Origin of the sequence: Psychroserpens mesophilus (assembly GCF_050617655.1) — a bacterium.
Lineage (GTDB): Bacteria > Bacteroidota > Bacteroidia > Flavobacteriales > Flavobacteriaceae > Psychroserpens > Psychroserpens mesophilus_A.
This window is the reverse complement of record NZ_JBODQC010000001.1, coordinates 63,049-88,268: the sequence shown is the minus strand read 5'-3', so window position 1 is coordinate 88,268 and position 25,220 is coordinate 63,049. Positions and strand designations below refer to the sequence as shown.

Genomic DNA, 25,220 nt, shown 5'->3' with positions numbered 1-25,220 from the left:
TCCAAATATCTAATGCGCCTCCAACCAATTATCACCAATATCTAAATCGACATCAAGAGGTACGTCCAGTTTGTAAGCATTCTCCATTTCGGTTTTGATGAGTGTTTTTAGTTCTTCGAGTTCGGGTTTGTACACATCAAATACCAGTTCATCATGTACCTGCAAGAGCATTTTCGATTTGTAATTGCCTGCCTGGAGTTTGTCGTAAATCTTAATCATCGCAATTTTAATGATGTCAGCTGCAGAGCCTTGTATTGGTGCATTTACTGCATTTCGTTCGGCAGCACCACGAACCACAGCATTACGAGAATTGATGTCTTTTAAATATCGACGTCGCCCTAAAACCGTTTGTACATAACCGTTGTCGCGAGCAAAATCAACCTGCTCATGAATGTAACTGCGTAATTTTGGATAGGTGTCATAATAGGTGTCAATGAGTTCTTTAGACTCGCTACGTGACAGATTCGTTTGGTTGCTCAACCCAAACGCAGAAACTCCATAAATGATTCCGAAGTTAACGGTTTTGGCATTGCTACGTTGCTCACGAGTGACTTCAGAAATAGGAACATTAAATACTTTTGAAGCTGTTGACGCATGAATGTCTTCACCATGTTTAAAGGCTTCAATCATCGTTTCTTCTTTGCTTAATGCGGCAATAATGCGAAGTTCTATTTGTGAATAATCGGCCGCTAAAAGCGTGTACTCTTCATTTCTTGGAACAAAAGCTTTTCGAACCTGACGACCACGTTCGGTACGAATTGGGATGTTTTGTAAGTTCGGATTGTTACTACTCAATCGTCCAGTGGCAGCAACGGTTTGCATATAATCAGTGTGTACACGTCCAGTTAATTCTTCAACCTGTAAAGGTAAAGCATCGACATAAGTGCTTTTTAATTTTGATAAACCTCTGTAATCTAAAATTTGCTGAATGATGTCGTGGTCTTTGGCTAAATAGGATAATATATCTTCGCCTGTTTTGTATTGACCAGTTTTGGTCTTTTTTGGCTTGTCGACCAATTTTAGTTTTTCAAATAAAATGATGCCTAACTGCTTTGGTGAAGCAATATTGAATTCTTCGCCAGCCGCTTTATAAATGCTTTTTTCAAGGTTTGCAATATCGCTATTGAGTTGTTCAGATAAGGAATTTAAAAACGCTTTGTCTAAATTAATACCTTCTAATTCCATAGCAGCAAGTACACGTAGCAACGGAATTTCAATCTCATCAAACAATTTTTGCGTATTGGCTTCTCCTAATTCTTTTTCGAAATGTTCTTTTAGCTGAAGCGTAATATCGGCATCTTCTACAGCGTATTCGGTTTGTTTTTCTAAAGGAACCTCACGCATTGAGAGTTGATTCTTCCCTTTTTTGCCAATGAGTTCTGTGATGGAAATTGGAGTGTAATTCAGATAGGTTTCTGCCAGCACATCCATATTATGTCGCATATCTGGATTGATGAGGTAATGCGCTAACATGGTATCAAAGAGTTTGCCTTTAACTTCAACATTGTATTTTGACAGGACTTTGATATCGTATTTTAGGTTCTGACCAATTTTTTGAATGGTTTCGTTTTCAAAAAACGGTCGGAGGACTTCAATGAGTTCTTGTGCTTCGGTTTTATCTTCTGGGAATGGCACATAAAACCCTTTGCCAGCTTCCCATGAAAAAGCGATGCCAACGAGTTCTGCTGTTAAGGGATTCAATCCTGTGGTTTCCGTATCAAAACATACAGAAGTTTGGTTCAGTAAGTTTTTTACAAAGAGTTTGGTTGCCATTCCTGAAGCGACACTCTGGTAAAAATGTGAGGTCGTTTCGGCTGTTTTTCTGGTATAGTCTGAAGTGGTTTCAGTAGTTGCTGAAGCATCTCCTCCAAAAAGAGAAAACTGACCTTCACCAGCTGATTTTTGTTCTTTAGGAGTAGCTTTTTCTTCTGAAGGTTTAATGTCTTGAGTTTGTGTTGCTGGAGTTACTTCTTTTTCTGAAGCAAAGGTTTTCAGAAAGTTATCTGTGAGTCGTCTGAATTCTAAATCGGTGAAAATTTGTTTTACTTTTTCAACATCAGGATGATCGAGTTCAAAATCTTTAGCATTAAAGGTCACAGGTACATCGAGCATAATCGTTGCCAATTGTTTTGAAAGGAGTCCGAGTTCTTTATTCGCTTCAATTTTCTCTTTCATTTTTCCTTTCAGCTCATGCGTATTGGCTAATAGGTTTTCCATGCTGCCATAAGCGGCTAAAAATTTCTTAGCTGTTTTTTCACCAACACCAGGTAATCCAGGAATATTATCACTAGAATCTCCCATCATTCCTAGAAAGTCAATCACTTGCAAAGGATCTGTGACTTCAAATTTCTTTTGCACTTCAGGAATTCCCCAGGTTTCATAACCACCACCAAATACAGGTCTGTACATAAACACATTTTCGGTAACGAGCTGTGCAAAATCTTTATCAGGTGTTACCATATAGGTTTTATATCCTTCTTTTTCCGCTTGACGAGACAAAGTTCCAATAACATCATCGGCTTCATAACCTTCTTTTACCATAATTGGAATGTGCATGGCTTCTAAAATGTCGCAGATATAAGGAATAGCCGTTTTAATGCCTTCAGGTGTTTCATCACGATTGGCTTTATAAGCTTCAAACATCTCTACACGATCCACACTTCCACCTTTATCAAAACATACTGCTAAATGATCTGGTCGTTCACGTTTGATAACGTCTAACAACGAGTTCATAAAACCCATAATGGCAGAGGTGTCTTCTCCCTTAGAGTTGATTCGAGGATTCTTTATAAAAGCATAGTAGCCACGAAAAATAAGGGCATAAGCATCAACAAGAAATAGGCGTTTTTGATCTGACATGAACTTTAATTTTGAAGTTTATAAAGCTACAAAAACTTATGCGTTTATATGGAACAAATTGAATAGCAATTTGTAATTTTCCGAAGTAAAATAAAAACGAATGAAAAAATTTTCAATAGCCATTCACGGAGGAGCTGGAACTTTAGTCAAAGGAATGATGACGCCAGAATTAGAAGCGAAATACAGAAGCGATTTAAAAGCGGCTTTAGACAAAGGGTATGCTGTTTTAAATGAAGGAGGAACAGCTATTGACGCTGTTGAAGTTGCTGTAAAAGTTTTGGAAGATTCTCCCTTGTTTAACGCAGGAAGAGGTTCGGTGTTTACAGCAACAGAATCTCATGAAATGGATGCCAGTATCATGGATGGAAAAACGTTAAATGCTGGAGGCGTAAGTTTAGTTTCAGGAATTAAAAATCCAGTAAGTTTAGCTCGTGATGTTATGGAAAAGAGTGAACACGTGTTTCTGGCTGGAGAAGGTGCAATGCAGTTTGCTAAAGAACTCAGCTATACCTTAGAGAATGATGCGTATTTCTATGATGAATTTCGTCATAATCAATGGTTAGAAATAAAGGATACTGATAGTTTTCAGCTGGATCATTCTATAAAGAAAGACTCAAAATTTGGAACCGTTGGTGCAGTGGCTTGTGACCAGAACGGAAATATTGCAGCAGCAACTTCAACAGGTGGCATGACCAATAAAAAATGGGGACGCGTTGGTGATAGTCCTATGATTGGCGCAGGAAATTATGCCAATAATAAAACCTGTGCCATTTCATGTACTGGAAGTGGTGAGTTTTTTATTAGAGGAGTTGTGGCTTATGATGTAGCGTGTTTGATGGAACATAAAAATATGAGTTTGAAAGCCGCTTCCGAAGAAGTGATTCATAAGCGGATTCTTGAAATTGGTGGAGATGGTGGATTGATTGCTGTAGATACTCAAGGTCATATTGCAATGCCTTTTAATACGGAAGGCATGTATCGTGCAAGTAAAACTTCCGAAGGAGAAGAAGATATTTCTATTTATAAATGATTAAGTTGTTTTCCTTTTAAATCTTTTTATAGGTAAAAAATAAAAAATCATACTCCATATAAATAGGACATTGAATACAAATAACACTGTTCTATGATTATAGAAAACGACAGTCATTGCCATATCAATAAATAGCATGAGCATAAAAAAGTTTGGTGTGTATAAAATGAGGTCTTTTAAAGCATCATGATTATACAGTGTTTTGTCTTTTATTTTGAGACTTAACCAATGAGGGTTTTCGGACGGAATAGGTGACCAAACTTGGTTTTGGTCTCGATCTAAGAAATTGAAGAATCGTTTTAATTTAAGTAATGATTTTTCTTTGTAGTTGATTATTAGTTGATGCTTTGGAAAACTCAAAAATGCTATTAATACAATGGCTAAAGATTCAATAAAGTGTCCAAATCTAAAAGCGGTTAACGTAAATAGAGATGTATGAAAAATGATGATAAACCAAAGGGTTAGGTTTCTTGTTCTTTTAAATAGAATCAATACAGCAATGGCAAATTCAGTAAACATGGCAATATATGATAACAGCTTTGCCAAGACCATTTCTGGTAAAAACACTGAAGCATACAAATACACAGGATTCTCTCTGGCTGTTCCCAACCAGGTATCCATAAATGCTCCAGACCACCAATCGGGTTCTAAAAATTTATTGATTGAAGCACCAAAATACACTAAACTCAATTGAAATATAAGTAAGTAAGGTGGTTCTTTATCATTGGTTAATCCAGCTAAAAACAGAGCACAACCACAAATAAAGGTGTGGTTAAAAAATAAAGGTTTTGAAGATAATATGTTTGTTATAACCACAAGCCCAAGGATTATACTTGCTGTTCGGACTTTAATATTAAACATCAAGGAAAAAGCACTTAAAACATACATCGCTCGTAACGAGTATTTAAAAACATTTGGGTACTCGTTAAACCAGTCTAAAGCTGGAATAAAAGGAATAAAAGGGTCTTGAATTTTAAAAAAAATATGATGTGCTGTCATTAATATGACTAATAATTTGCACATCAGCAGTATGTTTGGATGTAACTTTGTACCTCCAAACTGAAAGGGTCTTACTATGAACGTTGATAGGCTACTCATTTTTATATCTCCATTCTTTTTCTTCATGACCATTAATTGAATATATCATCAAAACTTGGGCATGATCATCTTTACCATAAGTACGTTCGTATTGTGAAATTAAAGAGAAAATGTTATCAATAGAGCGTTGTTCCCAGCCGTTCATTTTATATTTATAGCGAGCATAAGTTTCTTCTGGAGTCAGTTTTTTTCCGTTGATGGTAACAAATACTTCAAATTTTATATGACTATCATATGGTGCCCAACAAAAAAAACGCTCAGGAATAAAACGTGCATAAGCTATTGAGCCGACTTGCAGTAGCAAAAAAAGAATTCCTATTAAAAGCCTGATTTTCATAAGCTTCAAATCTATGTGAAATTGAAATAAGCTTCAAAAAAATTAGATGAAAGGAGCTTCAATAGGGAGGACTGTTACTTTTCTGTTTTTAATGTTGTACTGATCACCATTAGAAAGGACATGAATCGTAAGATTAGCAATAGTCATTGGTGTTCCTTCTGGAAGCACTTTTTCGTTATTGTGAGTTAATTTACTTCCATCAAAAACAATGACCATTCCAGAGCCAATAACCGTACAGTCATTTCCATCTTTTATAATCATACCTGTATCTTCTGCTAGTCCGATGCCTAAAAGATTAGGATGTTTTGCTATGGCTTCAGATTGTCTTCCAAAGCGACCACGACGAATAAAATGCGTGTCTATAATGACTTCAGGAATCAAGCCTAAACCGCTGTACATTTTAACTGCGCCTTTAATGAAAGACTCTGTAGCACTTCCTCCAGCAATCATTTCATTAGCCATTGCCATTGCACCTGCACTAGTACCAGCAATCACAAAGCCTTCTTCATTTTTGTAGCGATCTAATAAAATATTATGAATAGCTGTTCCGCCAATTTTATTTGTAATTTTTGATTGGTCACCTCCTGAAAACATGACACAATTTGCCTTCTTAATTAAGTCTATAGCATGTTGTTTTTCAGCATCCTTTTTAGAACGTATGTCTAATACCTCAACATTTTTACAGCCTAAAGTAGTAAAAGCTGTCACATAATTATCACCAACTTCTTTAGGAATGCTAGATGCAGTAGGAATGACCACAATGTTAGCATTTGTGCCTCCAGCTTCTTTGACGACATGGTATAAAATACCTTCTTCAATAAATTCTAAAGTGTACATTTCATTAGTGTCAATACCTTTATCTTCATTTCCTCCAATGGGAATTAGAGTTCCTTTTATCTTCTGCATACGATCTGTTCTGTAGTTTAAATATTAAGCAAAAATAAACTAATTTTTCTTTTGAAAAATGTTATATTTATAATCTTTCACATTAACTAACTGAAATTAAATTTACATGAAAATACGCGAGATAAATGCCATGAGAGGGCCAAATTATTGGTCTGTAAGACGTCATAAATTAATAGTGATGGTTCTTGATCTTGAAGATATGGAAGAAAAACCTTCTAACAAAGTTGAAGGATTTTACGAACGATTAAAAACCATGTTTCCTGGCATGTTTGAACATCGTTGTTCTGTAGGTGAAGCTGGTGGCTTTTTCCAACGTGTTGAAGAAGGCACTTGGATGGGACATATCATAGAGCATATTGCTCTTGAAATCCAAACGCTTGCAGGAATGGATGTTGGCTTCGGAAGAACAAGAGGTTATGGGGAAGAAGGTGTTTATAACGTGGTGTTTGCTTACATGGAAGAATCGGTTGGTCGCTATGCAGCTAAGGCTTCAGTTAAAATATGTGAAGCTTTAATTAGTGGAGAAGAGTATGACTTGTCTGATGATATTCAGCATATGAGAGAGCTTCGGGAAGCTGATCGCCTAGGTCCAAGTACAGGTTCTATTGTTGAAGAAGCAGAAGCTCGTGGAATTCCATGGATTCGATTAAATAAATATTCACTTTGTCAGTTAGGTTATGGAGCCAATCAAAAACGAATTCAAGCAACGGTTACAAGTGAAACAAGTAGTATTGGTGTTGAACTGGCATGTGATAAAGAAGATACAAAGTATTTATTAGAACAAGCAGAAGTTGAAGTGCCAAGAGGAGATATTATTCGTCGTGAACGCAGTTTGGAAGAGGCTTGTCGTTATGTTGGTTACCCTTTAGTGATTAAACCAATTGATGGTAATCATGGTCGCGGCATTACCGTTGATATTCAAAACTATGAAGATGCGCTTCAGGCTTTTCATCATGCGAAGGAAAGCTCTAAAAGTGGAGCAATCATCGTTGAAAAATTTATTAAAGGAGCCGATTACAGATTATTGGTGATTAATAATAAATTGGTTGCTGGTGCCATTAGAACTCCTGCACATGTTATAGGAGATGGAACATCTACAGTACAAGAACTAATTGATAAAGTCAATTCAGATCCCAGACGTGGTTATGGTCACGAAAATGTTCTAACTCAAATTACGGTAAATGAACTTACGAAAACGATTATTAAAGATGCTGGATATACTCTAGACTCAGTAATTGCTGAAGGTAAACGACTTATTTTAAAAGATACAGCTAACCTAAGTACAGGAGGAACTGCAGAAGATATTACAGATATTATTCATCCGGCAAATGTATCTATGGCTGAGCGAATTTCAAAAATTATTGATTTGGATATTTGTGGAATTGATATCATGACAACCGATATTTCCAAGCCATTATCAGAAACAGGAGGAGCCGTTCTGGAAGTCAATGCAGGTCCAGGATTTAGAATGCATTTGGCTCCAACAACAGGATTGCCTAGAAATGTAGCAGCTCCAGTTATTGATAAATTGTTTCCTCAAAAAGGAGATACTGGTCGTATTCCAATCATTGCCATTACAGGTACTAATGGAAAAACAACGACCTCACGTTTAATTGCTCATATTGCCAAAATGAACGGTTATCGAGTAGGTTATACAACAAGTGATGGTGTTTACATTCAAAACAGGCTATTAATGACTGGTGATTGTACAGGTCCTGCCAGTGCAGAGTTTGTACTTAAAGATCCTACCGTTAATTTTGCTGTGTTAGAGTGTGCCAGAGGTGGATTATTACGAGCCGGATTAGGCTTTAAAAAATGTGATGTGGGAATTGTGACCAATGTCGCTGCAGACCATTTAGGTCTTAAAGGAATTCATACCATAGAACAGTTAGCTAAAGTTAAAGGTGTTATTCCAGAAACCGTATTACCTGATGGATATGCGATTTTAAATGCTGATGATGATTTAGTGTATGACATGCGAAGAACTGTGGATTGTAACGTGGCTTTGTTCTCTATGGATGAAAATAATCCTCGAATTAAAGCCATGCAACGCCTCAATGGGATTACTGCCATTTATGAAAATGGATATGTAACTATTTGTAGAGGTGAATGGAAAATGCGCATTATGAGAGCTGAAAATATTCCACTAACCTATGGTGGTAAAGCAAAATTCATGATTCAGAATGTGTTAGCTGGAATTTTAGCTGTTCATGTACAAGGTATAAGTATAGAAGATATGAAAGCAGGTTTAGAAACCTTCATTCCTTCGGCATCTCAAACACCAGGACGATTGAACCTTTTTAAATTTAATAATTTTACAATTTTATTAGACTATGCACATAATGCAGCTGGAATGAGAGCGTTGCAAAAATTTACAGATGAATTAGAAGCAACTGTTAAAGTTGGTATTATTGCTGGCATTGGAGATAGACGTGTTGAAGACAACAACGAAATGGGATCTATTGCTGCTGAAATGTTTGATGAAATCATCATTCGCCAGGATAAACGCCTGCGTGGAAAAACAGAAGAGGAACTTATTAAGATGTTAAATGATGGTATTAAAATGAAAGATCCTAATAAGAAAACAACAATCATACCTTCTGAAAAGGAAGCCATCACCTTTGCAGTTAAAAACGCAGTAAAAGGCTCACTTATTATATTGTGTAGTGATGTCATTCCTGATGCTCTGGAATTAGTTAAAAAGTTTAAAGAACAAGAAGCTAATGGTGAATTAAGCTTTGCCTAATGTTAGCTTAGGTATAGACACAAAAAAACCCGAAACAACGTTTCGGGTTTTTTTATTTTATTATTTAGGCTCTTAGCAAACTCTTACTTCTTTTACTTTAATGTGTAAACTTTTTCTGTAAGCTTTAATGCTAATGATATCTGTACTTTTCTTACGGTTAATCTTAATAACTTGAGCTTTAATTCCAGACGCTGCAGTTGCATCACTCTTATTTATTTGAGTGTCATTGTTTTTTTCAATTACAGTTTCAATAGTATCACTGTTTTTAGTATCTGTACTAGCTTCTTGTGCTGTAGATAAGAAAGGTAATAATGTGATTGCTAATATTGTTAAAACTGTTTTCATAATTGTTTGTTCTTATTATTAAACTCATGTCAAAGAAACACAACATTAAAGTTGAAGATGAATATTTTGGATAAAAGCGGTTACTTTTTAGATAAGATGAAATCGCTCGCAAAAAACATCGATGAACTACACAAAAACGGCTTGTAGCCCAATAAATACGTTGTAGATGAAATGGTGGTTTTTTTAGATAAGTGGTTTTTTGGTGTGCATTTCACCGATAAAAATAGCATTGCTTTTTAGAGACCCTTTGTTTATAGGTGTTGCAAGTATTATTTTAAAAAAAGGCTGTTTGTCGATGCCTTTTTGATTCTGGTAGGATGACTAGAAGGATTGAATTTTTTGTATCTTTCTACTTTTACCGAAACAGAACATGAACGATTCTAATAATACCTACGCAGCACTTTTCAATGCACAAAAAAACAATCAATATATAGTTGGTAATACAACGTATAGAGAACGAATTAAAACGTTGAAATCACTTAAACTCGCTTTAGAAGTTACCTTCAAGCAAGAAATAAGAGATGCACTCTATAATGATTTTAAAAAACCACAACTTGAAACAGACCTTACAGAGATATATCCAGTTATTGATGAAATTAATTTTGTAAGCCAACATTTAAAGTCCTGGTTAAAACCTCAAAAAGTAGATACACCTATGGCGTTGCTTGGCAGTTCGTCATGGATTAAAAATGAATCTAAAGGAGTGTGTTTGATTATCTCTCCTTGGAATTTCCCTGTAAATCTTACATTCGGACCTTTAGTGTCTGCAATTGCTGCAGGAAATACGGTTATTTTAAAACCTAGTGAGATGACACCTCATACCTCTAAGGTCATGTCTAAAATTGTAAAGGCAATTTTTAATACCAATGAAGTCGCACTTGTTGAAGGTGAAGTTGAGGTCTCACAAGAGTTACTCAAACTTCCTTTTAATCATATCTTTTTTACTGGTTCACCTAATGTTGGAAAGATTGTAATGGAAGCAGCCTCAAAGCATTTAACGTCTGTGACTTTAGAGTTAGGAGGAAAGTCGCCAGTTATTATTGATGATACCTCTAATTTAGATAAAGCGGTTAAGAAAATTATCTTCGGAAAGTTTCTCAATGCAGGACAAACCTGTATTGCACCTGATTATGTATTTGTCAATGAGTCTATAACTTCTGAATTTAAAAGTGCATTTAAAAAGTATCTTACTGAGTTTTATACTGAAAATCCTTCCGCTTCAGATTCCTTCGGAAGAATTGTAAATCAGAAACACTTTAATAGGTTGAAAGGCTATTTAGAAGATGCCATCTCTAGAAATGCTGTAATTGAACTAGGTGGAACTTTAGAAGAGCAAGACAATTATATAGAACCAACGTTGGTGTTTAATGCTTCCGAAGACAGCGATCTCATGCAAAATGAAATTTTCGGACCTATACTTCCAATAAAAACCTATGCTAAAACCGATGAGGTTGTCAATTATATTAATTCTAAAGAAAAGCCGTTAGCGCTGTATATCTTCAGCAAAAACAAAAAAACCAGCGATTACATTATCAATAATACCAGAGCAGGAAGTACATGCATTAATCATAACTTATTACAATTTTTAAATCATAACTTGCCTTTTGGAGGTTCAAATAACAGTGGTATAGGAAAGTCTCATGGTCTTTATGGTTTTTTAGAATTTACGAATCAACGTTCCGTTTTAAGGCAACATACTTTTGGCGCAGTAGATTTGTTGATGCCACCTTATACTAATTTTAAACAAAAAATAGTGGATTTGACTATTAAATGGTTTTAAGCTTCAACAAAATAATCAGAATGAATATTTTTATTCTCTCCATTTTGATATTTCATATAGGTAAACCCTTTGTGAATACAATAAGAACCTACATCACCTGATGTATTCATTGCTATATAAGCAATTTGAAATTCTTTGTATCGCTCATTTTTACTTGTAATTCGTTTTACGGCTTCTTCACAAGCCTTTTGAGGTGACATGCCATTTCGCATGAGTTCAACAATTAAAAAACTGCCAACTGTTTTTAAGACTTCTTCACCCATTCCTGTTGCAACCGCACCACCAATTTCATTATCAATAAATAATCCAGAACCAATAATTGGCGAATCGCCTACGCGACCTTTCATTTTATAAGATAATCCAGATGTTGTACATGCTCCAGCAATATTTCCATTACTATCCATACACAACATGCCAATTGTATCATGATTTTCTATATTGATTAAAGGTTTATATTCAGGTGACTTTAGCCATTCTTCCCAGGCTTTCTTTGAGTCTTCAGTAAGTAATTTGTCTTTTTTAAAACCTTGACGATACGCAAATTCTTCAGCTCCAAAACCAGTTAACATTACATGAGGTGTTTCGGTCATAACGCGTTTAGCCAATGCTGCAACATTCGTAATGTTTTCGACACAAATAACTGAGCCACAATCACCATTGCTATCCATAACACATGCGTCAAGTGTAACATTTCCTTCTCTATCAGGAGCACCACCTTTACCAACAGTGGTGTTTTTGATATTTTCCTCTTCAATGGCAACACCAGCTATAGCAGAATTTAATGCTTTCTTGCCTTTAGAGAGTTGTTCACCAGCTTTTGCATTTGCGGCTACAAAAGCCCATGTGCATATTGCAATTGGTGTTTTGGATATATTTGCAGTCATAATCATTTCATTTTTATTTTCTTTTGAAGGATTTTCAACACAACTACTCAATGAACTTCCAACAGCAATTCCGACTCCAGTTAGCGATGCTTTTTTTATAAATTGTCTTCGCTTCATTGAATTAATTTTTTAGAGTTTTTATAGCCATACCACAAAATATAACCATAGCAAATAGTAATAAATAAAAAGGCGAACTTAAATCCGTTGGCATCAATTAAACTCCCGCAAATTAACGGAATGATTGCTCCACCAACAATCGCCATACATAATAAACCTGAACCTTTAGGTTTTAAATCGCCAATACCATCAATAGCCAGTGTAAATATGGTTGGAAACATAATAGAATTAAACAATCCGACAGCTAAAATGCTCCACATAGAAATTAAACCTGTATTAGAAATTGAAATGATTATCAGCAAAATGGCAATGCTTGCAAAAACACCAAGCACTTTACCTGGTTTCATTATTTTGGTTAAGTATGAACCTACAAAACGTCCAATCATTGCTCCAGACCAATAGAAAATTACGAAAATCCCAAGTAAGGCTTTATCATCTGCGCCATTTAAAGATTTAAAGAGAATAGTTGCTACTGTATCTGCAATTTTCATTAGCACTGAACTTTCTCTTATAAGCGGAACCATATTCATGTCCTGAAAATAATTCACCAGAAAACTTCCAATAGATACCTCTGCACCAACATAAAAGAAAACACCAAGCACACCAAGCATCAAATTTTTGTTTTTCAATGCACCAGAATAAGAACCAGTATGTGTTTCATCTATTAATTTTGGAAGCTTTGCAAAAAAGAAAATTACAGCTATAATCATTATAAATGCCGCTAAACCTAAAAAAGGTTTTTGAACAGCTGAAGCTTCAGTTGCTAAATACAATTGCCTGGCTTCTCCGGTAAGACTTGCAATTTCTGTTTCGGTTTTAATTTTATCACTTAAAATAAACAATGCGCCAACTGCTGGAGCAATTGCTGTTCCCAAAGAATTAAAAGCTTGTGATAAATTTAACCGACTCGATGCACCTTCTTCACTTCCTAAAACTGCTACAAAAGGGTTGGCTGCTACCTGCAAGATGGTGATGCCTCCAGCTAAAATAAAGTATGCCAAAATAAATATTCCGAAGATGCGATAGGAAGCAGCTGGATAAAATAGTAAACAACCTAAAGCCATAGTAGTTAATCCTAAAATGATTCCTTTTTTATATCCAATTTTCGAAAGAATATAACTGGCAGGAACCGATAAGACAAAATAAGCACCAAAAAAAGCAAACTGTACCATTATTGCTTGTGCATAGCTTAGTGTGAATAGTTCGCGTAATCTTGGTATTAATGAGTCGACAAGCACTGTGATAAATCCCCAAAGAAAAAACAAGGTGGTTAAAAGAACAAAAGACGAGTGGTAGCTTTTTTGTGGGTTCATATATTTTTATTTACATCATTGAGCGTTTCTCAGGTCGTGGTATTTTAATGATTATTCTATGCTTATTTCATCTGTAAATATCCAGCTTCGTCCATCATGTGGATAGCCTAAGTGCCACTCTGGAAGTTCTCCTAACGTTTTAGCAATGATTTTGATATAGCGATAATTTGATTTTGTTGGTTTGAATTCTAAACTTTTGATAGTGACCTCATCGGATGGTGTTGGTGTTTCAAAAGTGTAATTGTCAACAGAGGTGAACGTTTTCCCATCTTTTGAAACAAAACATTCAACTTCTGTAGGATAAAAAATCCATGAGCGTTGATCTTTTAAAAAGTTAATGGTTACTAAATTCAAGGGTTTTTGACTTCCCAAATCTACGGTTGCAATAACATCTTCATTCCAATAGCCTTGCCATGTTCCTGTTCTAAAGTCTTTTGTGCCTAAGATACCATCTATAAGCGCATCGTTACCTCCAGCATTGTACTGGTTGGCATATTCGGTGTCTAGTTTAATAGAAAGGTTAGGGTCTATTTTGTAAAATTTAGTTTCAACTGTTGCACTCTTAGTTCTATTTTTTTCTGAATACATCTTAAGAGTTGTTGGTTCGGAAATGATAAACGGGTTCTCATATTCAACAAATTCTTCAGTATCAAAACTGTAAAAAATGGAAGCATCTTTATCTACATTATCTAAAACAACTTCAGTTTTGCCTTTAAAAGCAACATTGCCTTTTGCTATAAATGGAACGGGAACAATCTGAAAGTTCTCAATTTTTGTGACAGGTTCTTGTCCGTCAAGACTTCCCCAAAGTGCTGGGTTTCCTGTCATTTTAAATTCTAATGTTCCACCAGATATAAGATCTTTATGCGAAATGAATGTCTTATCGAGTGATTTACCATTTAAAGTTGCCGATTGGATGTAAATATTGGTATCGCTTAGGTTATGAGCTATAATATTGAACTGTTTTCCGCTTTCTAAATTAATGGTTGCTTTATCAAACAGAGGTGTTCCAATAATATATTGATTACTTCCAGGAGTTACAGGGTAAAATCCCATTGAAGCAAACACATACCATGCACTCATTTGTCCGCAATCTTCATTTCCAGAAATACCATCGGGTTCGTTGGTATACAATTCGGTTAGAATTTGATGAACTTTCTCTTGAGTTTTATGTGGTTTATTGACAAAATTATAGAGGTAAGCCATATGGTGACTAGGCTCATTGCCATGAGCATATTGTCCTATGAGCCCAGTAATATCAGCCTGGTTTCTACCAGATGTTTCAGCTTTTGCTGTAAATAATTCATCTAATTGAGCTTCTAATTTATCTTTTCCACCAAGAAGCTTTATAAACCCTTTAATATCCTGTGGTACATAAAAACTATATTGCCAGGCATTAGCTTCGGTATAATTAAAATTCACTTCATAAGGATCAAAAGGTGCAAACCATGTGTTTCTAAAACGACCTCGCATAAATTGTGTTTCTGGATCAAAAATGTTTTTATAGTATTGTGCTCTTTTAGTATAAGTCTCATAATCCTCTTCTTTTCCCATTGCTCTTGCCATTTTTGCTATCGTCCAATCATCATAAGCATATTCTAAGGTTTTAGAAACCGATTCGCTTTCTTCTTCCACTGGAATAAATCCAAATTTCTTATAACTTTTAAGTCCGAGTTGATCTCTCGTTGCCGAATGCTTCATTGCTACAAAAGCTTTTTCAACATCATAATCTCTAATGCCTTTCATATAGGCATCAGAAATAACAGGAACTGCATGATAACCAATCATACAACCTGTATAATTAGCACTTAAGTCCCAAATTGGCATGATGCCACCTTCGTCATATTTTGCTAAAAAGGTATTGATGAAATCGTTAGTTCGTTCTTGTTCTATAAGTGTATAAAGTGGATGTGCAGCGCGATAAGTGTCCCAGAGAGAGAAGACCGTATAGTAATCAAAATCGTTAGTTTGATGAATGTTTAAATCCATCCCTCTATAACGACCATCCACATCTTGGTATAAGTTTGGAGCAATCATAGTGTGGTACAATGCCGTATAAAAATTAGTTTTGTAATCTTCATTTTGAGATTCAATAACGATTTTTTCCAGTTGGCTTTCCCAAGAATTTTGAGCTTCGGTTTTAAGGTCATCAAAAGATTTATGACCAATTTCTTGTTCTAGGTTGTTTTGTGCTCCAGCCTCATCAACGGCTGAAATAGCAATCTTTACATAAACAGGATCGTTGTCTGGGTTTTTAAACTGAATCGCTGCTTTTTTACTTTGATATTTATAGTTTTTTGAAACAGGAGTGTTGCCTTCAAGATAAGTAATGTTCTTGATAGGCTTTGAAAAACGAATGTTATAAAACAAACGTTGGTTTGTAGCCCAAGCTTTTGAGTGTCTGAAACCCGAAACCGTAGAATCATTAAGCATCTTAATTTTATAATCTAACAATTCATCGCGATGTTCTAAATCTAAAATAACGAATTGATCTTCTGAAGATGGGTAACTGTATTTATGAATACCACTTCGATTAGAAACACTTAATTCAACTTCAATATTTGTTGTATCCAGTAAAACTTTATAATAACCAGCCTGAGCGGTTTCATTTTCATGAGAGAAATGAGCACGATAACCAGAGTTTCCATTTTTACCATTATTGAAATTGATAGTATTCGTAGGCATTATAAGAATATCTCCATAGTCGCTTACACCTGTTCCGCTTAAATGCGTATGAGAAAAGCCATAAATGTATTTATCACTATAATGATAACCAGAACAGCCATCCCAACCGTCAAGTCTTGTATCTGGACTGAGTTGCATCATACCAAAAGGCATTGTAGCTCCAGGATAGGTGTGACCATGACCTCCAGTGCCAATAAAAGGGTTTACATAATTAATAAGTGGTTTGTCTTTTTTTGCGCTATGTTTATCAGAATCTTGGCTACAACCAGTTAAAATAAAAGCCACTAAGGCAAAAGAAAAGATAAGTCGCATGAACAGGGTTTTAAATTGACTGAAAAGATAGTAAATCTTAAGGTATAGTTAAATATGTTTTTTATCTATATACTTAAGCTTTGAAATGAGTTATCTTTGGAAAAACTACGTTTATGATGCGATGGATTATCTTTATTATAATCTATATTCTTTTTTCAGTATATGGCTTTCAGGCTATTAAAACTATAACAAAATTAAGTTGGGTACATTATTTGTTTATTGCTATTGCAGTTGTCGTAGCAGGTAATTTTGTTTATCAGTTTTCTATAGGTTCTGAAGGACGAGTTCTAAATCCTGCCAAGAGTTATGCTTTTGGATTTTTACTGGCATTTATGTCCTTAAATGTAGTCATGGTTCCTATTCTAATTGGCGAGGATCTCATTCGTTTATTTTTAGGACTTTATGATAGATTGTTTGCTACCAGAGAAACGTTCTACATGCCATCCAGACGAAAGTTTATTAGTACCATTGCTTTTGGATTAGCAGCTATTCCTTTTGCGTCATTGCTTTACGGAATGTATAAAGGAAAGTACAGGTTTCGAGTTTTAAATTATGTGCTTCATTTTGAAGATTTACCTGATACTTTTGATGGTTATAAGATTACCCAAATTAGTGACATTCATTCAGGAAGTTTTGATAACAGAAAAAAAATTGAATATGGAGTTAATCTTATCAAAAAGCAAAAGAGTGATGTCATTCTCTTTACTGGAGATATGGTGAATAATAAATCTTCTGAAATGCTGCCTTGGACAAATTTATTCAGTCAACTTAAAGCTAAAGATGGCGTGTTCTCTGTCTTGGGAAATCATGATTACGGTGATTATATTGATTGGACAACTCCAGAGGCAAAAGCTCAAAATTTAGCAGATTTAGTTCAGTTGCAAAAAAAAATGGGCTATGACGTGTTGCTAAATGAAAGTCGGTTTATTGAACGTAACGGACAACGAATAGCAATCATGGGAGTTGAAAACTGGGGAAAAGGAGGTTTTAAGAAGGCAGGAGATCTTCAAAAAGCCAAAGCTGATGTTAATCCAGATGATTTTAAAATTTTGATGACACACGATCCTAGTCACTGGGAAGCTGAAGTTGTAAATGATGATTATCACTATCACCTAACTTTAAGTGGTCATACACATGGCATGCAATTTGGAATTGAAATTCCAGGTTGGATAAAGTGGAGTCCCGTAAAATGGAGATATAAGCAATGGGCAGGAATTTATGAACAACTAGGGCAATATATAAATGTAAATCGAGGATTTGGTTATTTAGGGTATCCAGGACGTGTTGGAATTTGGCCTGAGATAACTGTGATTACACTTAAAAAAGGTTCAAATAATGCATAATAGCATGGAATTGTTATTTTTACTCCGAAATTGTTTATTTTTATAAATAATTAAGAGTGAACCTACTAGGTTAGATTATCTAAAGGATAACAAAAAAATGTGTAGGTTTGTAGTAACATGTTTAATTTAAAAGTTTAAACGTATGTCAAAATTTGGGGAACTTATAGATGTTGACATTCCTGTTTTGTTGGATTTCTTCACAGAATGGAATGAACAATCTACGGCAATGCATCCAGTAATGCGTGATGTTGCTGCCGCTCTTGGTGATAAAGCAAAAGTCATTAAAATCGACGTTGATAAAAATAAGGAGTTGGCTGAAGCACTTCGTGTTAAAGGTCTGCCTACACTTATTATTTATAAAAACGGAGAAATGAAATGGCGCCATAGCGGAGAACAAGATGCTAATACACTTATTGGCATTGTTCAAGAGTTTCTTTAAAAACGTAAGGCTTTAAATTTAAATCCAGCTTTGCTAAAAAAGTCTAATACTTTAGGAAGCGCATACATCATATTTTTTGATGCTTTTATACTATCATGAAATACGATAATACTTCCATTTTTACTTTTTGAAATAACATTGTCTACGCATTCGTCTCCAGAAAATTCTTTTTGCCAATCGAACGATAAGACGTCCCACATAATAATTTGATAACCTAAAGCCATCAATTGTTTTCCTTGCTTTGGTTTTATTTGTCCGTAAGGAGGACGAAATAAATAGGATGGTTCAGGTTGCTGAAGTTGTATTTGTTTTTCGGTTTCTAATACTTCAGCGACATAAGTTTCCGTTTTTGTTTTCCATCCTTTTACATGATGTTGGGTATGGTTACCTATTGCATGATGATCTTTGATAATGTTTTGAAAGATATCGGGATGTTTTGCAATGTTTGTGCCTATACAAAAAAATGTTGCTTTAGCATCAAACTCTTTAAGTGTGTTTAATGTCCAATTTGTAATTTCAGGAGTTGGACCATCATCAAAAGTTAAATACAACTCTTTACGATGAGTTGAAATATCCCAAACATAATTTGGAAATATTTTTTTAGCAACTAAAGGCGTTTTAACAGGAGTGATGTTCACAATTCACTATTGATCTAATTTCAGAATACTATCTATGGTGTCTTTAACAATATCAGCATCTTCTCTAAAATATTCATCTTCATCCTCAGAAGCTTCATCCTCACCTGTAAAGTGTTTAAAGAGTCTTAGGTAATTGTTGAATTTTTCAGTTTCTTTTAGTGCTAAATCTTTATCATTATAAATAACCAATAAATCAACTAAACCTCTGTAGCGTTCAATATCTGAAACGATTTCATCTAAATATCGTGTTTGATTTTCAATTGTTAATTCGCTGTAATACTTTAAGTTTTCTTGATATTTTTCAGCGACATCTTGATATAGTTTTCTGGCTTTTTCGGTTTTTTCAATTTCGTAGTATGCACCAATATAGGGCTCAAGCAATGTGTAATACCCAAATTTATCTACAGGCATTTTTTCCATGGCTAGGTCGGCAATATTTTCAGCTTTTTCAAGTTGGTCTTCATTTATAAGTTCTTCTATTAATCGCGCCAAATTACCTCTGTAAGTTATACCATTTTTACGAGTTTCAACATCATGATAAATGTTATTACTACCACTATTTCCCCAATTCCAAGACATTACTTTGTCGTACATTAATTCAGAATCGATTCGTCCCATATCGAATGGATTAGCTCTATCAATAGGTGTTTTTATTGGGACTAATTTATAGCACAAACCATCTAACTGAAGGTAATCTTTCATCCAAATATAATCTTCGTCACTAAAGGCACCACCTGTGAAATAAATTGGGCGTTTCCAGTCATTATTTGCCACGATATCTAACATTAATAATCTGTTTTTATGTAAAGCACTTCCTTTAATTTCGACACCTAAATAAGGTAAAATCTTATCAGCATTTTTTTGCTTAACAATACCGTTATCTAAAACGGTTTGTTTATCAACAGGAATTCTAATATAGCGTGTTGGAAAATAATTTGAATTAAGTAATTGAGATGGGTAGCCTGTTGGATCTTCACCTTCGCGTTGTAGAATATATTTCAATTTGTATTTAGGGTCATCATTAGCAATAAAATTTATAAAATCTTTGATCATTAAAGTGTCATCAGTAATTTCTCGCCTAATGACATAATCTCTGGTTCCATATTTATATTGATCATGCGTTAATTGTGAAGGAATAGGGTCACTTTCATAAGCTTTTCGTTTCATTTGGTCAATGTACCAGTCTGTTTGAAATAAACTTGTATTAACAACTCTCACATCGGTACGAACACCTTCAATTTCTTGTAGATACCAAAGTGGGAAACTGTCGTTGTCACCAATGGTAAACAAGATAGCATTAGGTGCACAAGATTCTAAGTAGTGCCTTGCCATTGCGTTTGCAGTATACTTATCAGATCTGTCATGATCGTCCCAGTTGTTTGCGGCTAAAATTCCCGGAACTAATACCAAACAGACAATAGTGATCAATGGAGCTAAAAATTTTGAAGTTACTTTAGTTTTTAAAAGGTCGTAAATAGCATACACCCCAAAACCTATCCAAATGGCAAATACATAAAATGAACCTACAACAGAATAGTCACGTTCTCTTGGCTCAAATGGTCTTACATTGGTGTAAAACTGAATGGCTAATCCTGTAAACAGAAAGAACACCAGCATCACCCAAAAACGTTTTGGGTCTTTCGACATGAGATAAAAGAAGCCTATGAGTCCTAAAATAAAAGGAAGAAAGTAATACGTGTTCCTTGCTTTATTGTTCTCAACATCACTTGGTAAATTATCTTGAGACATGCCTAGATGAAGCTCATCAATAAAGTCGATACCACTAATCCAATTACCATGTAAATCAGTATATTTACCTTGAATGTCATCTTGACGTCCAGTAAAATTCCACATAAAATAACGCCAATACATATAGCCCAATTGATAATCTATCATGTAATAGAAATTATCAAGAAGTGAAGGTTTTTCAATATCTAAAAATTGTTGGCCAAATTGCTTTAAGAAATTATGATAATCTTCATAATCAACCTGACCTTCCATCACATCTTTTCTAAAGGCATTGACTTGTTCTTTAATGCTATTTACTCTTAGGTTAGAATATTGACTTGCCTCATCATTAGAGTAACCTTGATCTAAGGCATCATTATAAAGCGTAATACCTAAATCAGGTTTAATTTTAAAATCAAGTAATCCAGTAAACATCATATAGTTCTCAGCATGTTCTGTACTCCACATACGAGGTAAAATTGCTGCTTGCTCAGAATTGTAATTTTGTTTAGCGTTTTTATAGTCGTTCACTATAACGTACTTGCCTTTTTCATAGTCTTTTTCATACTTGGGTTTATCATCCACATAAGGATTGTTTTCATCTAAACCTGTGTACTGTTCCGTAAAAAGAGGGCCGTAAAACAGATGTGTTTCAGGATATTGTTCTAAGTTATAATATGCTAAAAGCTCTCTTGCACTTGACGGATTGTTTTCATTAATAATAACATTTGCGTTTGCTCTTATTGGAAGCATAAGCCAAGACGAAAATCCAATGAAAATAAATATCAAACACAATATTAAGGTGTTGGCATATTTATAACCTTTCTTTCTGGTTTCTTTTAATCCGAAGTAAAATGCTGCAATTAAGACTATTCCAGCTATGATAGACCCTGAATTAAATGGCAAACCTATGGTGTTGACAAAGAATATTTCGGAAGCACTAAATAGTTTTAGTGCATTAGGCAGTAATAATTTGAATATGAATAATAAAATAGCGACAGCTACAATATTGGCAATGATAAAATTCTTAACCGTTACTGTTTTGTAGTTTTTAAAAAAGTAGATTAATCCCAAAGCAGGAATGGTTAATAATCCCATAAAGTGAACTCCAAACGATAAACCAATTACAAAAGCAATTAAGATTAGCCATTTATGACCTCTTGGTTCATGCATGTCTTGTTCCCAGCGCAGACCTAAATAGAATAGTATTGACATTATTAATGTTGCCATTGCATACACTTCTGTTTCAACAGCATTAAACCAAAAAGAGTCTGTAAATGTAAAGGCTAAACTCCCAACTAAAGCACTTCCTAAAATTGCTATTGATGCATTTTTAGTGATTTCACCATCATTAGATAGAAGTTTTCTTAACAAGATGCTTATGGTCCAGAACATGAAAAGTATAGTAAAAGCACTGGCCACAGCACTCATCATATTCATCATCATTCCTATAGCTTCGTTGTTTCCAAAAGTAAAAATTGAGAAAAACGCTCCTAAAATTTGAAACAAAGGAGCACCAGGTGGATGTCCAACTTGTAATTTTGAAGAGGTCAATATGTATTCACCAGCATCCCAAAAACTCACAGTGGGTTCAACGGTTAATGCATAGGTAATCAATGCTATTGTAAAAGCAAACCATCCTAAAATGGTATTCCATTTCTTGAAATTGAAATGTGTCATATCCAAGGTGTATTAGTGCGAGCGAATTTACTAATAAATATATAAAACGCTCAATTTTTTAAGTAAACGTTATGCTTTTTTGATTATTTTTTAGAAATTTATTTGTACAAATAAAACTTTGTAGTAAATTTGCACTCTCGTTTTGAGATACTGGCCTATGGTGTAACTGGTAACACGTTGGTTTTTGGTACCAAAGAGTCTAGGTTCGAGACCTAGTGGGCCAACAAAAAAAGTCTTCCAATTATTGGAAGACTTTTTTCTTTTATTGGTATTTCCTGTCTAATATCTATATTTTAAATGTAATAACAGGTCGTTTTGCATGATTTACTAAATCTTCACTGATACTTCCGTTAAAGAAATGAGCAATACCTTGTCTGCCATGTGTGCTGATTCCTATAAGATCTGCATCAATATCTTTTGAGAAATTTAAAATGCCTTTTTCAACACTTTCGTCATTATAGATGTTTATTGTGTAGTTTTTAAAACTATAGCCTTCAATAAAATTACTAATACGCTCGTTAGCCTTTTTAGTCGTAGTGAAATTTCCTGCAGTATTTACCATCAACAAATGAATTTTAGCTCCAAAGGCTGTTGCAAACTCAGTCGCTTGACGATAAGTTTCCTTATTGTCGTTCTTAAAGTCTGAAGCAAATACTAAGTCATCAATACTAAATTCTTCATGTTCATTTTTAATCACCAATACAGGAACATCAGACATTCTAACAACTTTTTCAGCATTAGAACCTACAAACATTTCTTTAAAACCACTAGCACCATGTGATCCCATAATAATGATATCTGCACCTTGCTCATGGCAAATCTCGACAACGCTGTTAAAAGACGCTTCGGGTTTAACAATTTCATGAACCGTTATGTCTTTTAAGTAATCACTATCCATAATTTCTTCAAACTTTCTATGCGCCATTTTCATAAAAAACATAACCTCTGGAACTTCTACACGTGCACTTACTGTATCAATTTCTTGCATTGGAATTTCTAACATATGCAATAAATGAATTTCACTACCATGTTTTTTTGCGATTTGTGCTGCTACTTTTAAAGCGTTTTCTGCCTCTGGAGAAAAGTCTGTCGGAACTAATATTTTTTTCATAAATTACAGGATTGATTTTAATCATATAAATTTAATAATAAAAATCGACATATCGCATCTTGGTGAAATCAATATAATTATTGTATATTTGCAGCGTTGTTTGAAGAAAAAAGAATAATGAGCGGACGAAAAGTCCGCTCTTTTTATACTAAAAATGTTCAGAGATTCCGTAAAAAAATTATTAGAAGAAGGGCTTAATCAAAGAAAAGACTTGTTTCTGGTTGATTTTGATGTAAAAGGAGATAACGCTATCAAAATCGTTATTGATGGCGATAATGGTGTTCTGGTAGAAGATTGTATGTTCATCAGTAGAGCGATAGAACACAATTTAGATAGAGAAGAACAAGATTTTTCTCTAGAGGTATTGTCTGCAGGTGCCACATCACCTTTAATTAATAAAAGACAATACAAGAAGAATATTGGTAGAACGCTAAGTGTAAAAACAACAGACAATGAAGATTTTGAAGGAAAGCTCACAGAGGCTGACGACAAAAAAATTCTTCTGGAATGGAAAACGAGAGAACCTAAACCTGTTGGTAAAGGTAAAGTAACTGTAAAAAAGCAAGCTGAATTATTGTACGATTCGATAAGTAAAGCTCAAGTTGTAATAAAATTTTAATTCATAAGAGTAATGGAAAATATAGCGTTAATTGATTCTTTTTCAGAGTTTAAAGACGATAAGTTAATCGATCGTGTGACGTTAATGGCGATTTTAGAAGATGTCTTGAGAAATGCCCTAAAGAAAAAATATGGAGATGATGATAATTTTGATATTATTATCAATCCAGATAAAGGAGATTTAGAGATTTGGAGAAATAGAATTGTAGTAGCTGATGATGAGGTTGAAGAACCAAATCAGGAAATTGCTTTATCTGAAGCTCAAAAAATAGAACCTGATTTTGAAGTTGGTGAAGATGTTGCTGAAGAAGTAAAACTTGTGGATTTGGGTCGTCGTTCCATTTTAGCATTAAGACAAAACTTGATTTCTAAGATTCATGAACACGATAACACAAATATCTATAAACAGTTTAAGGATTTAGAAGGTGAAATATATTCAGCTGAAGTACATCACATTCGTCATAGAGCTATTATTCTTTTAGATGACGAAGGCAACGAAATTATCCTTCCAAAGGACAAACAAATTCCTTCAGATTTCTTTAGAAAAGGAGAAAATGTTAGAGGAATAATTGAAAGTGTTGAGCTAAAAGGAAACAAGCCAACAATAATCATGTCGAGAACTGCACCTGTATTTCTTGAAAAATTATTCGAGCAGGAAATTCCTGAAGTATTTGATGGATTAATTACCATTAAAAAAGTAGTTCGTATTCCTGGAGAAAAAGCAAAAGTAGCTGTAGATTCGTATGATGATAGAATCGATCCCGTTGGAGCTTGTGTTGGAATGAAAGGTTCTCGAATTCATGGTATTGTTCGTGAATTAGGAAATGAAAATATTGACGTGATCAATTACACCAACAACCTTAATCTTTTTATCACGAGAGCGCTTAGTCCTGCACGAGTGACTTCTATTAAAATTGATGAAGACGGAAAACGAGCTGAAGTGTTGTTAAAGCCAGAAGAAGTATCAAAAGCTATTGGTAGAGGTGGTCATAATATTAGGTTGGCTGGTCAATTAACGGGTTATGAGATAGATGTATTCAGAGAAGGTGCTGAGGAAGATGTTGAGTTAAGTGAATTTACAGATGAAATTGAAAGCTGGATCATTGAAGAATTCAGTAAAGCAGGTTTAGACACTGCAAAAAGTATATTAGAGCAAGATGTTGATGATCTTGTAAAACGTACAGATTTAGAAGAAGAAACAATATTAGATGTTATTAGAATTCTAAAAGAAGAATTCGAAGATTAATACCT

Annotated in this window: 18 protein-coding genes and 1 tRNA gene; 8 read left to right on the top strand and 11 right to left on the bottom strand. The window is 34.5% G+C overall.

Features of this window, described 5'->3' with window-relative positions:
* Positions 1-9 precede the first annotated feature (9 nt).
* Positions 10-2,859 carry a DNA polymerase I gene (gene polA / locus ACRHNM_RS00330; protein WP_431132506.1) on the bottom strand — a complete coding sequence of 950 codons (2,850 nt, stop codon included), beginning with the start codon at positions 2,857-2,859 and terminating at the stop codon, positions 10-12.
* A 100-nt stretch (positions 2,860-2,959) separates the two neighbouring features.
* Between polA and ACRHNM_RS00325 the strand changes: the two genes are divergently transcribed.
* Complete coding sequence (locus ACRHNM_RS00325) at positions 2,960-3,889, top strand: isoaspartyl peptidase/L-asparaginase family protein (RefSeq protein WP_431132504.1); 930 nt, start codon at positions 2,960-2,962, stop codon at positions 3,887-3,889.
* Here the strand turns inward: ACRHNM_RS00325 and ACRHNM_RS00320 are convergent, their stop codons facing one another.
* From ACRHNM_RS00320 to ACRHNM_RS00310, 3 genes are read right to left on the bottom strand one after another with little or no spacing between them, the layout of a single operon-like run.
* Complete coding sequence (locus ACRHNM_RS00320; protein ID WP_431132503.1) at positions 3,890-5,014, bottom strand: HTTM domain-containing protein; 1,125 nt, start codon at positions 5,012-5,014, stop codon at positions 3,890-3,892. It lies immediately after the preceding gene.
* Entirely contained in the window at positions 4,980-5,324 is a 345-nt protein-coding gene (locus ACRHNM_RS00315) for a hypothetical protein (RefSeq protein ID WP_431132501.1), read from the bottom strand. The genes ACRHNM_RS00320 and ACRHNM_RS00315 overlap by 35 nt, the downstream gene beginning before the upstream one ends.
* A 42-nt stretch (positions 5,325-5,366) precedes the next feature.
* Complete coding sequence (locus ACRHNM_RS00310; RefSeq protein WP_431132499.1) at positions 5,367-6,230, bottom strand: cyanophycinase; 864 nt, start codon at positions 6,228-6,230, stop codon at positions 5,367-5,369.
* Between the two features lie 106 nt (positions 6,231-6,336).
* Between ACRHNM_RS00310 and cphA the strand changes: the two genes are divergently transcribed.
* On the top strand, positions 6,337-8,976 hold the full coding sequence (gene cphA / locus ACRHNM_RS00305; RefSeq protein ID WP_431132497.1) for a cyanophycin synthetase: 2,640 nt from the start codon (positions 6,337-6,339) through the stop codon (positions 8,974-8,976).
* Between the two features lie 72 nt (positions 8,977-9,048).
* On the opposite strand, the gene ACRHNM_RS00300 is transcribed toward cphA, so the two are convergent.
* Positions 9,049-9,321, bottom strand: a complete 273-nt coding sequence (locus ACRHNM_RS00300) for a hypothetical protein (protein ID WP_431132495.1) — start codon at positions 9,319-9,321, stop codon at positions 9,049-9,051.
* Positions 9,322-9,691: 370 nt separating this feature from the next.
* On the opposite strand from ACRHNM_RS00300, the gene ACRHNM_RS00295 reads away from it, so the two are divergent.
* A complete protein-coding gene (locus ACRHNM_RS00295; RefSeq protein ID WP_431132493.1) occupies positions 9,692-11,101 on the top strand; it encodes an aldehyde dehydrogenase family protein in 1,410 nt (469 codons plus the stop codon).
* On the opposite strand, the gene ACRHNM_RS00290 is transcribed toward ACRHNM_RS00295, so the two are convergent.
* Genes ACRHNM_RS00290 through ACRHNM_RS00280 form a run of 3 tightly spaced genes read right to left on the bottom strand, consistent with a single transcriptional unit; the run spans position 11,098 to position 16,412 of the window.
* Positions 11,098-12,102, bottom strand: coding sequence for an isoaspartyl peptidase/L-asparaginase family protein (locus tag ACRHNM_RS00290; protein WP_431132491.1), 1,005 nt, complete (start codon positions 12,100-12,102; stop codon positions 11,098-11,100). The genes ACRHNM_RS00295 and ACRHNM_RS00290 overlap by 4 nt on opposite strands.
* The gene (locus ACRHNM_RS00285) at positions 12,099-13,415 is read right to left on the bottom strand and encodes a sugar MFS transporter (RefSeq protein WP_431132489.1); all 1,317 of its coding nucleotides are present in this window, start codon (positions 13,413-13,415) and stop codon (positions 12,099-12,101) included. The genes ACRHNM_RS00290 and ACRHNM_RS00285 overlap by 4 nt, the downstream gene beginning before the upstream one ends.
* Positions 13,416-13,466: 51 nt before the next feature.
* Complete coding sequence (locus ACRHNM_RS00280; protein WP_431132487.1) at positions 13,467-16,412, bottom strand: GH92 family glycosyl hydrolase; 2,946 nt, start codon at positions 16,410-16,412, stop codon at positions 13,467-13,469.
* A 113-nt stretch (positions 16,413-16,525) separates the two neighbouring features.
* On the opposite strand from ACRHNM_RS00280, the gene ACRHNM_RS00275 reads away from it, so the two are divergent.
* Both ACRHNM_RS00275 and ACRHNM_RS00270 read left to right on the top strand, forming a co-directional pair.
* Positions 16,526-17,755, top strand: a complete 1,230-nt coding sequence (locus ACRHNM_RS00275) for a metallophosphoesterase (protein ID WP_431132485.1) — start codon at positions 16,526-16,528, stop codon at positions 17,753-17,755.
* 142 nt (positions 17,756-17,897) lie between these two features.
* The gene (locus ACRHNM_RS00270) at positions 17,898-18,194 is read left to right on the top strand and encodes a thioredoxin family protein (protein WP_033957573.1); all 297 of its coding nucleotides are present in this window, start codon (positions 17,898-17,900) and stop codon (positions 18,192-18,194) included.
* On the opposite strand, the gene ACRHNM_RS00265 is transcribed toward ACRHNM_RS00270, so the two are convergent.
* Together ACRHNM_RS00265 and ACRHNM_RS00260 are read right to left on the bottom strand one after the other, a co-directional pair.
* On the bottom strand, positions 18,191-18,832 hold the full coding sequence (locus tag ACRHNM_RS00265; RefSeq protein ID WP_431132482.1) for a polysaccharide deacetylase family protein: 642 nt from the start codon (positions 18,830-18,832) through the stop codon (positions 18,191-18,193). The genes ACRHNM_RS00270 and ACRHNM_RS00265 overlap by 4 nt on opposite strands.
* A gap of 6 nt (positions 18,833-18,838) precedes the next feature.
* Positions 18,839-22,240, bottom strand: coding sequence for a protein O-mannosyl-transferase family (locus ACRHNM_RS00260; RefSeq protein WP_431132481.1), 3,402 nt, complete (start codon positions 22,238-22,240; stop codon positions 18,839-18,841).
* A 151-nt stretch (positions 22,241-22,391) separates the two neighbouring features.
* Between ACRHNM_RS00260 and ACRHNM_RS00255 the strand changes: the two genes are divergently transcribed.
* Positions 22,392-22,464: transfer RNA gene (locus ACRHNM_RS00255), tRNA-Gln, on the top strand.
* A gap of 62 nt (positions 22,465-22,526) precedes the next feature.
* Here ACRHNM_RS00255 and ACRHNM_RS00250 read toward each other — a convergent pair.
* Positions 22,527-23,351 (bottom strand): universal stress protein, encoded by an 825-nt coding sequence (locus ACRHNM_RS00250; RefSeq protein ID WP_431132479.1) that lies wholly within the window; start codon positions 23,349-23,351, stop codon positions 22,527-22,529.
* Positions 23,352-23,505: 154 nt separating this feature from the next.
* Between ACRHNM_RS00250 and rimP the strand changes: the two genes are divergently transcribed.
* Positions 23,506-23,970: a ribosome assembly cofactor RimP gene (gene rimP, locus ACRHNM_RS00245; protein WP_431132477.1), complete on the top strand. Its 465-nt coding sequence runs from the start codon at positions 23,506-23,508 to the stop codon at positions 23,968-23,970.
* Between the two features lie 12 nt (positions 23,971-23,982).
* Positions 23,983-25,215: a transcription termination factor NusA gene (nusA, locus tag ACRHNM_RS00240; RefSeq protein WP_431132475.1), complete on the top strand. Its 1,233-nt coding sequence runs from the start codon at positions 23,983-23,985 to the stop codon at positions 25,213-25,215.
* The last annotated feature ends 5 nt before the right edge of the window (positions 25,216-25,220 follow it).

Excerpts from the sequence above, each read along its gene's own strand:
- ACRHNM_RS00275 (WP_431132485.1), top strand. The coding sequence starts at position 16,526 with ATGATGCGATGGATTATCTTTATTATAATCTATATTCTTTTTTCAGTA.
- ACRHNM_RS00270 (WP_033957573.1), top strand. The coding sequence starts at position 17,898 with ATGTCAAAATTTGGGGAACTTATAGATGTTGACATTCCTGTTTTGTTG.
- rimP (WP_431132477.1), top strand. The coding sequence starts at position 23,506 with ATGTTCAGAGATTCCGTAAAAAAATTATTAGAAGAAGGGCTTAATCAA.
- polA (WP_431132506.1), bottom strand. The coding sequence starts at position 2,859 with ATGTCAGATCAAAAACGCCTATTTCTTGTTGATGCTTATGCCCTTATT.
- ACRHNM_RS00280 (WP_431132487.1), bottom strand. The coding sequence starts at position 16,412 with ATGCGACTTATCTTTTCTTTTGCCTTAGTGGCTTTTATTTTAACTGGT.
- ACRHNM_RS00300 (WP_431132495.1), bottom strand. The coding sequence starts at position 9,321 with ATGAAAACAGTTTTAACAATATTAGCAATCACATTATTACCTTTCTTA.
- ACRHNM_RS00310 (WP_431132499.1), bottom strand. The coding sequence starts at position 6,230 with ATGCAGAAGATAAAAGGAACTCTAATTCCCATTGGAGGAAATGAAGAT.
- ACRHNM_RS00320 (WP_431132503.1), bottom strand. The coding sequence starts at position 5,014 with ATGAAGAAAAAGAATGGAGATATAAAAATGAGTAGCCTATCAACGTTC.
- ACRHNM_RS00285 (WP_431132489.1), bottom strand. The coding sequence starts at position 13,415 with ATGAACCCACAAAAAAGCTACCACTCGTCTTTTGTTCTTTTAACCACC.
- ACRHNM_RS00290 (WP_431132491.1), bottom strand. The coding sequence starts at position 12,102 with ATGAAGCGAAGACAATTTATAAAAAAAGCATCGCTAACTGGAGTCGGA.
- nusA (WP_431132475.1), top strand. The coding sequence starts at position 23,983 with ATGGAAAATATAGCGTTAATTGATTCTTTTTCAGAGTTTAAAGACGAT.
- ACRHNM_RS00325 (WP_431132504.1), top strand. The coding sequence starts at position 2,960 with ATGAAAAAATTTTCAATAGCCATTCACGGAGGAGCTGGAACTTTAGTC.
- ACRHNM_RS00315 (WP_431132501.1), bottom strand. The coding sequence starts at position 5,324 with ATGAAAATCAGGCTTTTAATAGGAATTCTTTTTTTGCTACTGCAAGTC.
- ACRHNM_RS00250 (WP_431132479.1), bottom strand. The coding sequence starts at position 23,351 with ATGAAAAAAATATTAGTTCCGACAGACTTTTCTCCAGAGGCAGAAAAC.
- cphA (WP_431132497.1), top strand. The coding sequence starts at position 6,337 with ATGAAAATACGCGAGATAAATGCCATGAGAGGGCCAAATTATTGGTCT.
- ACRHNM_RS00295 (WP_431132493.1), top strand. The coding sequence starts at position 9,692 with ATGAACGATTCTAATAATACCTACGCAGCACTTTTCAATGCACAAAAA.
- ACRHNM_RS00260 (WP_431132481.1), bottom strand. The coding sequence starts at position 22,240 with ATGACACATTTCAATTTCAAGAAATGGAATACCATTTTAGGATGGTTT.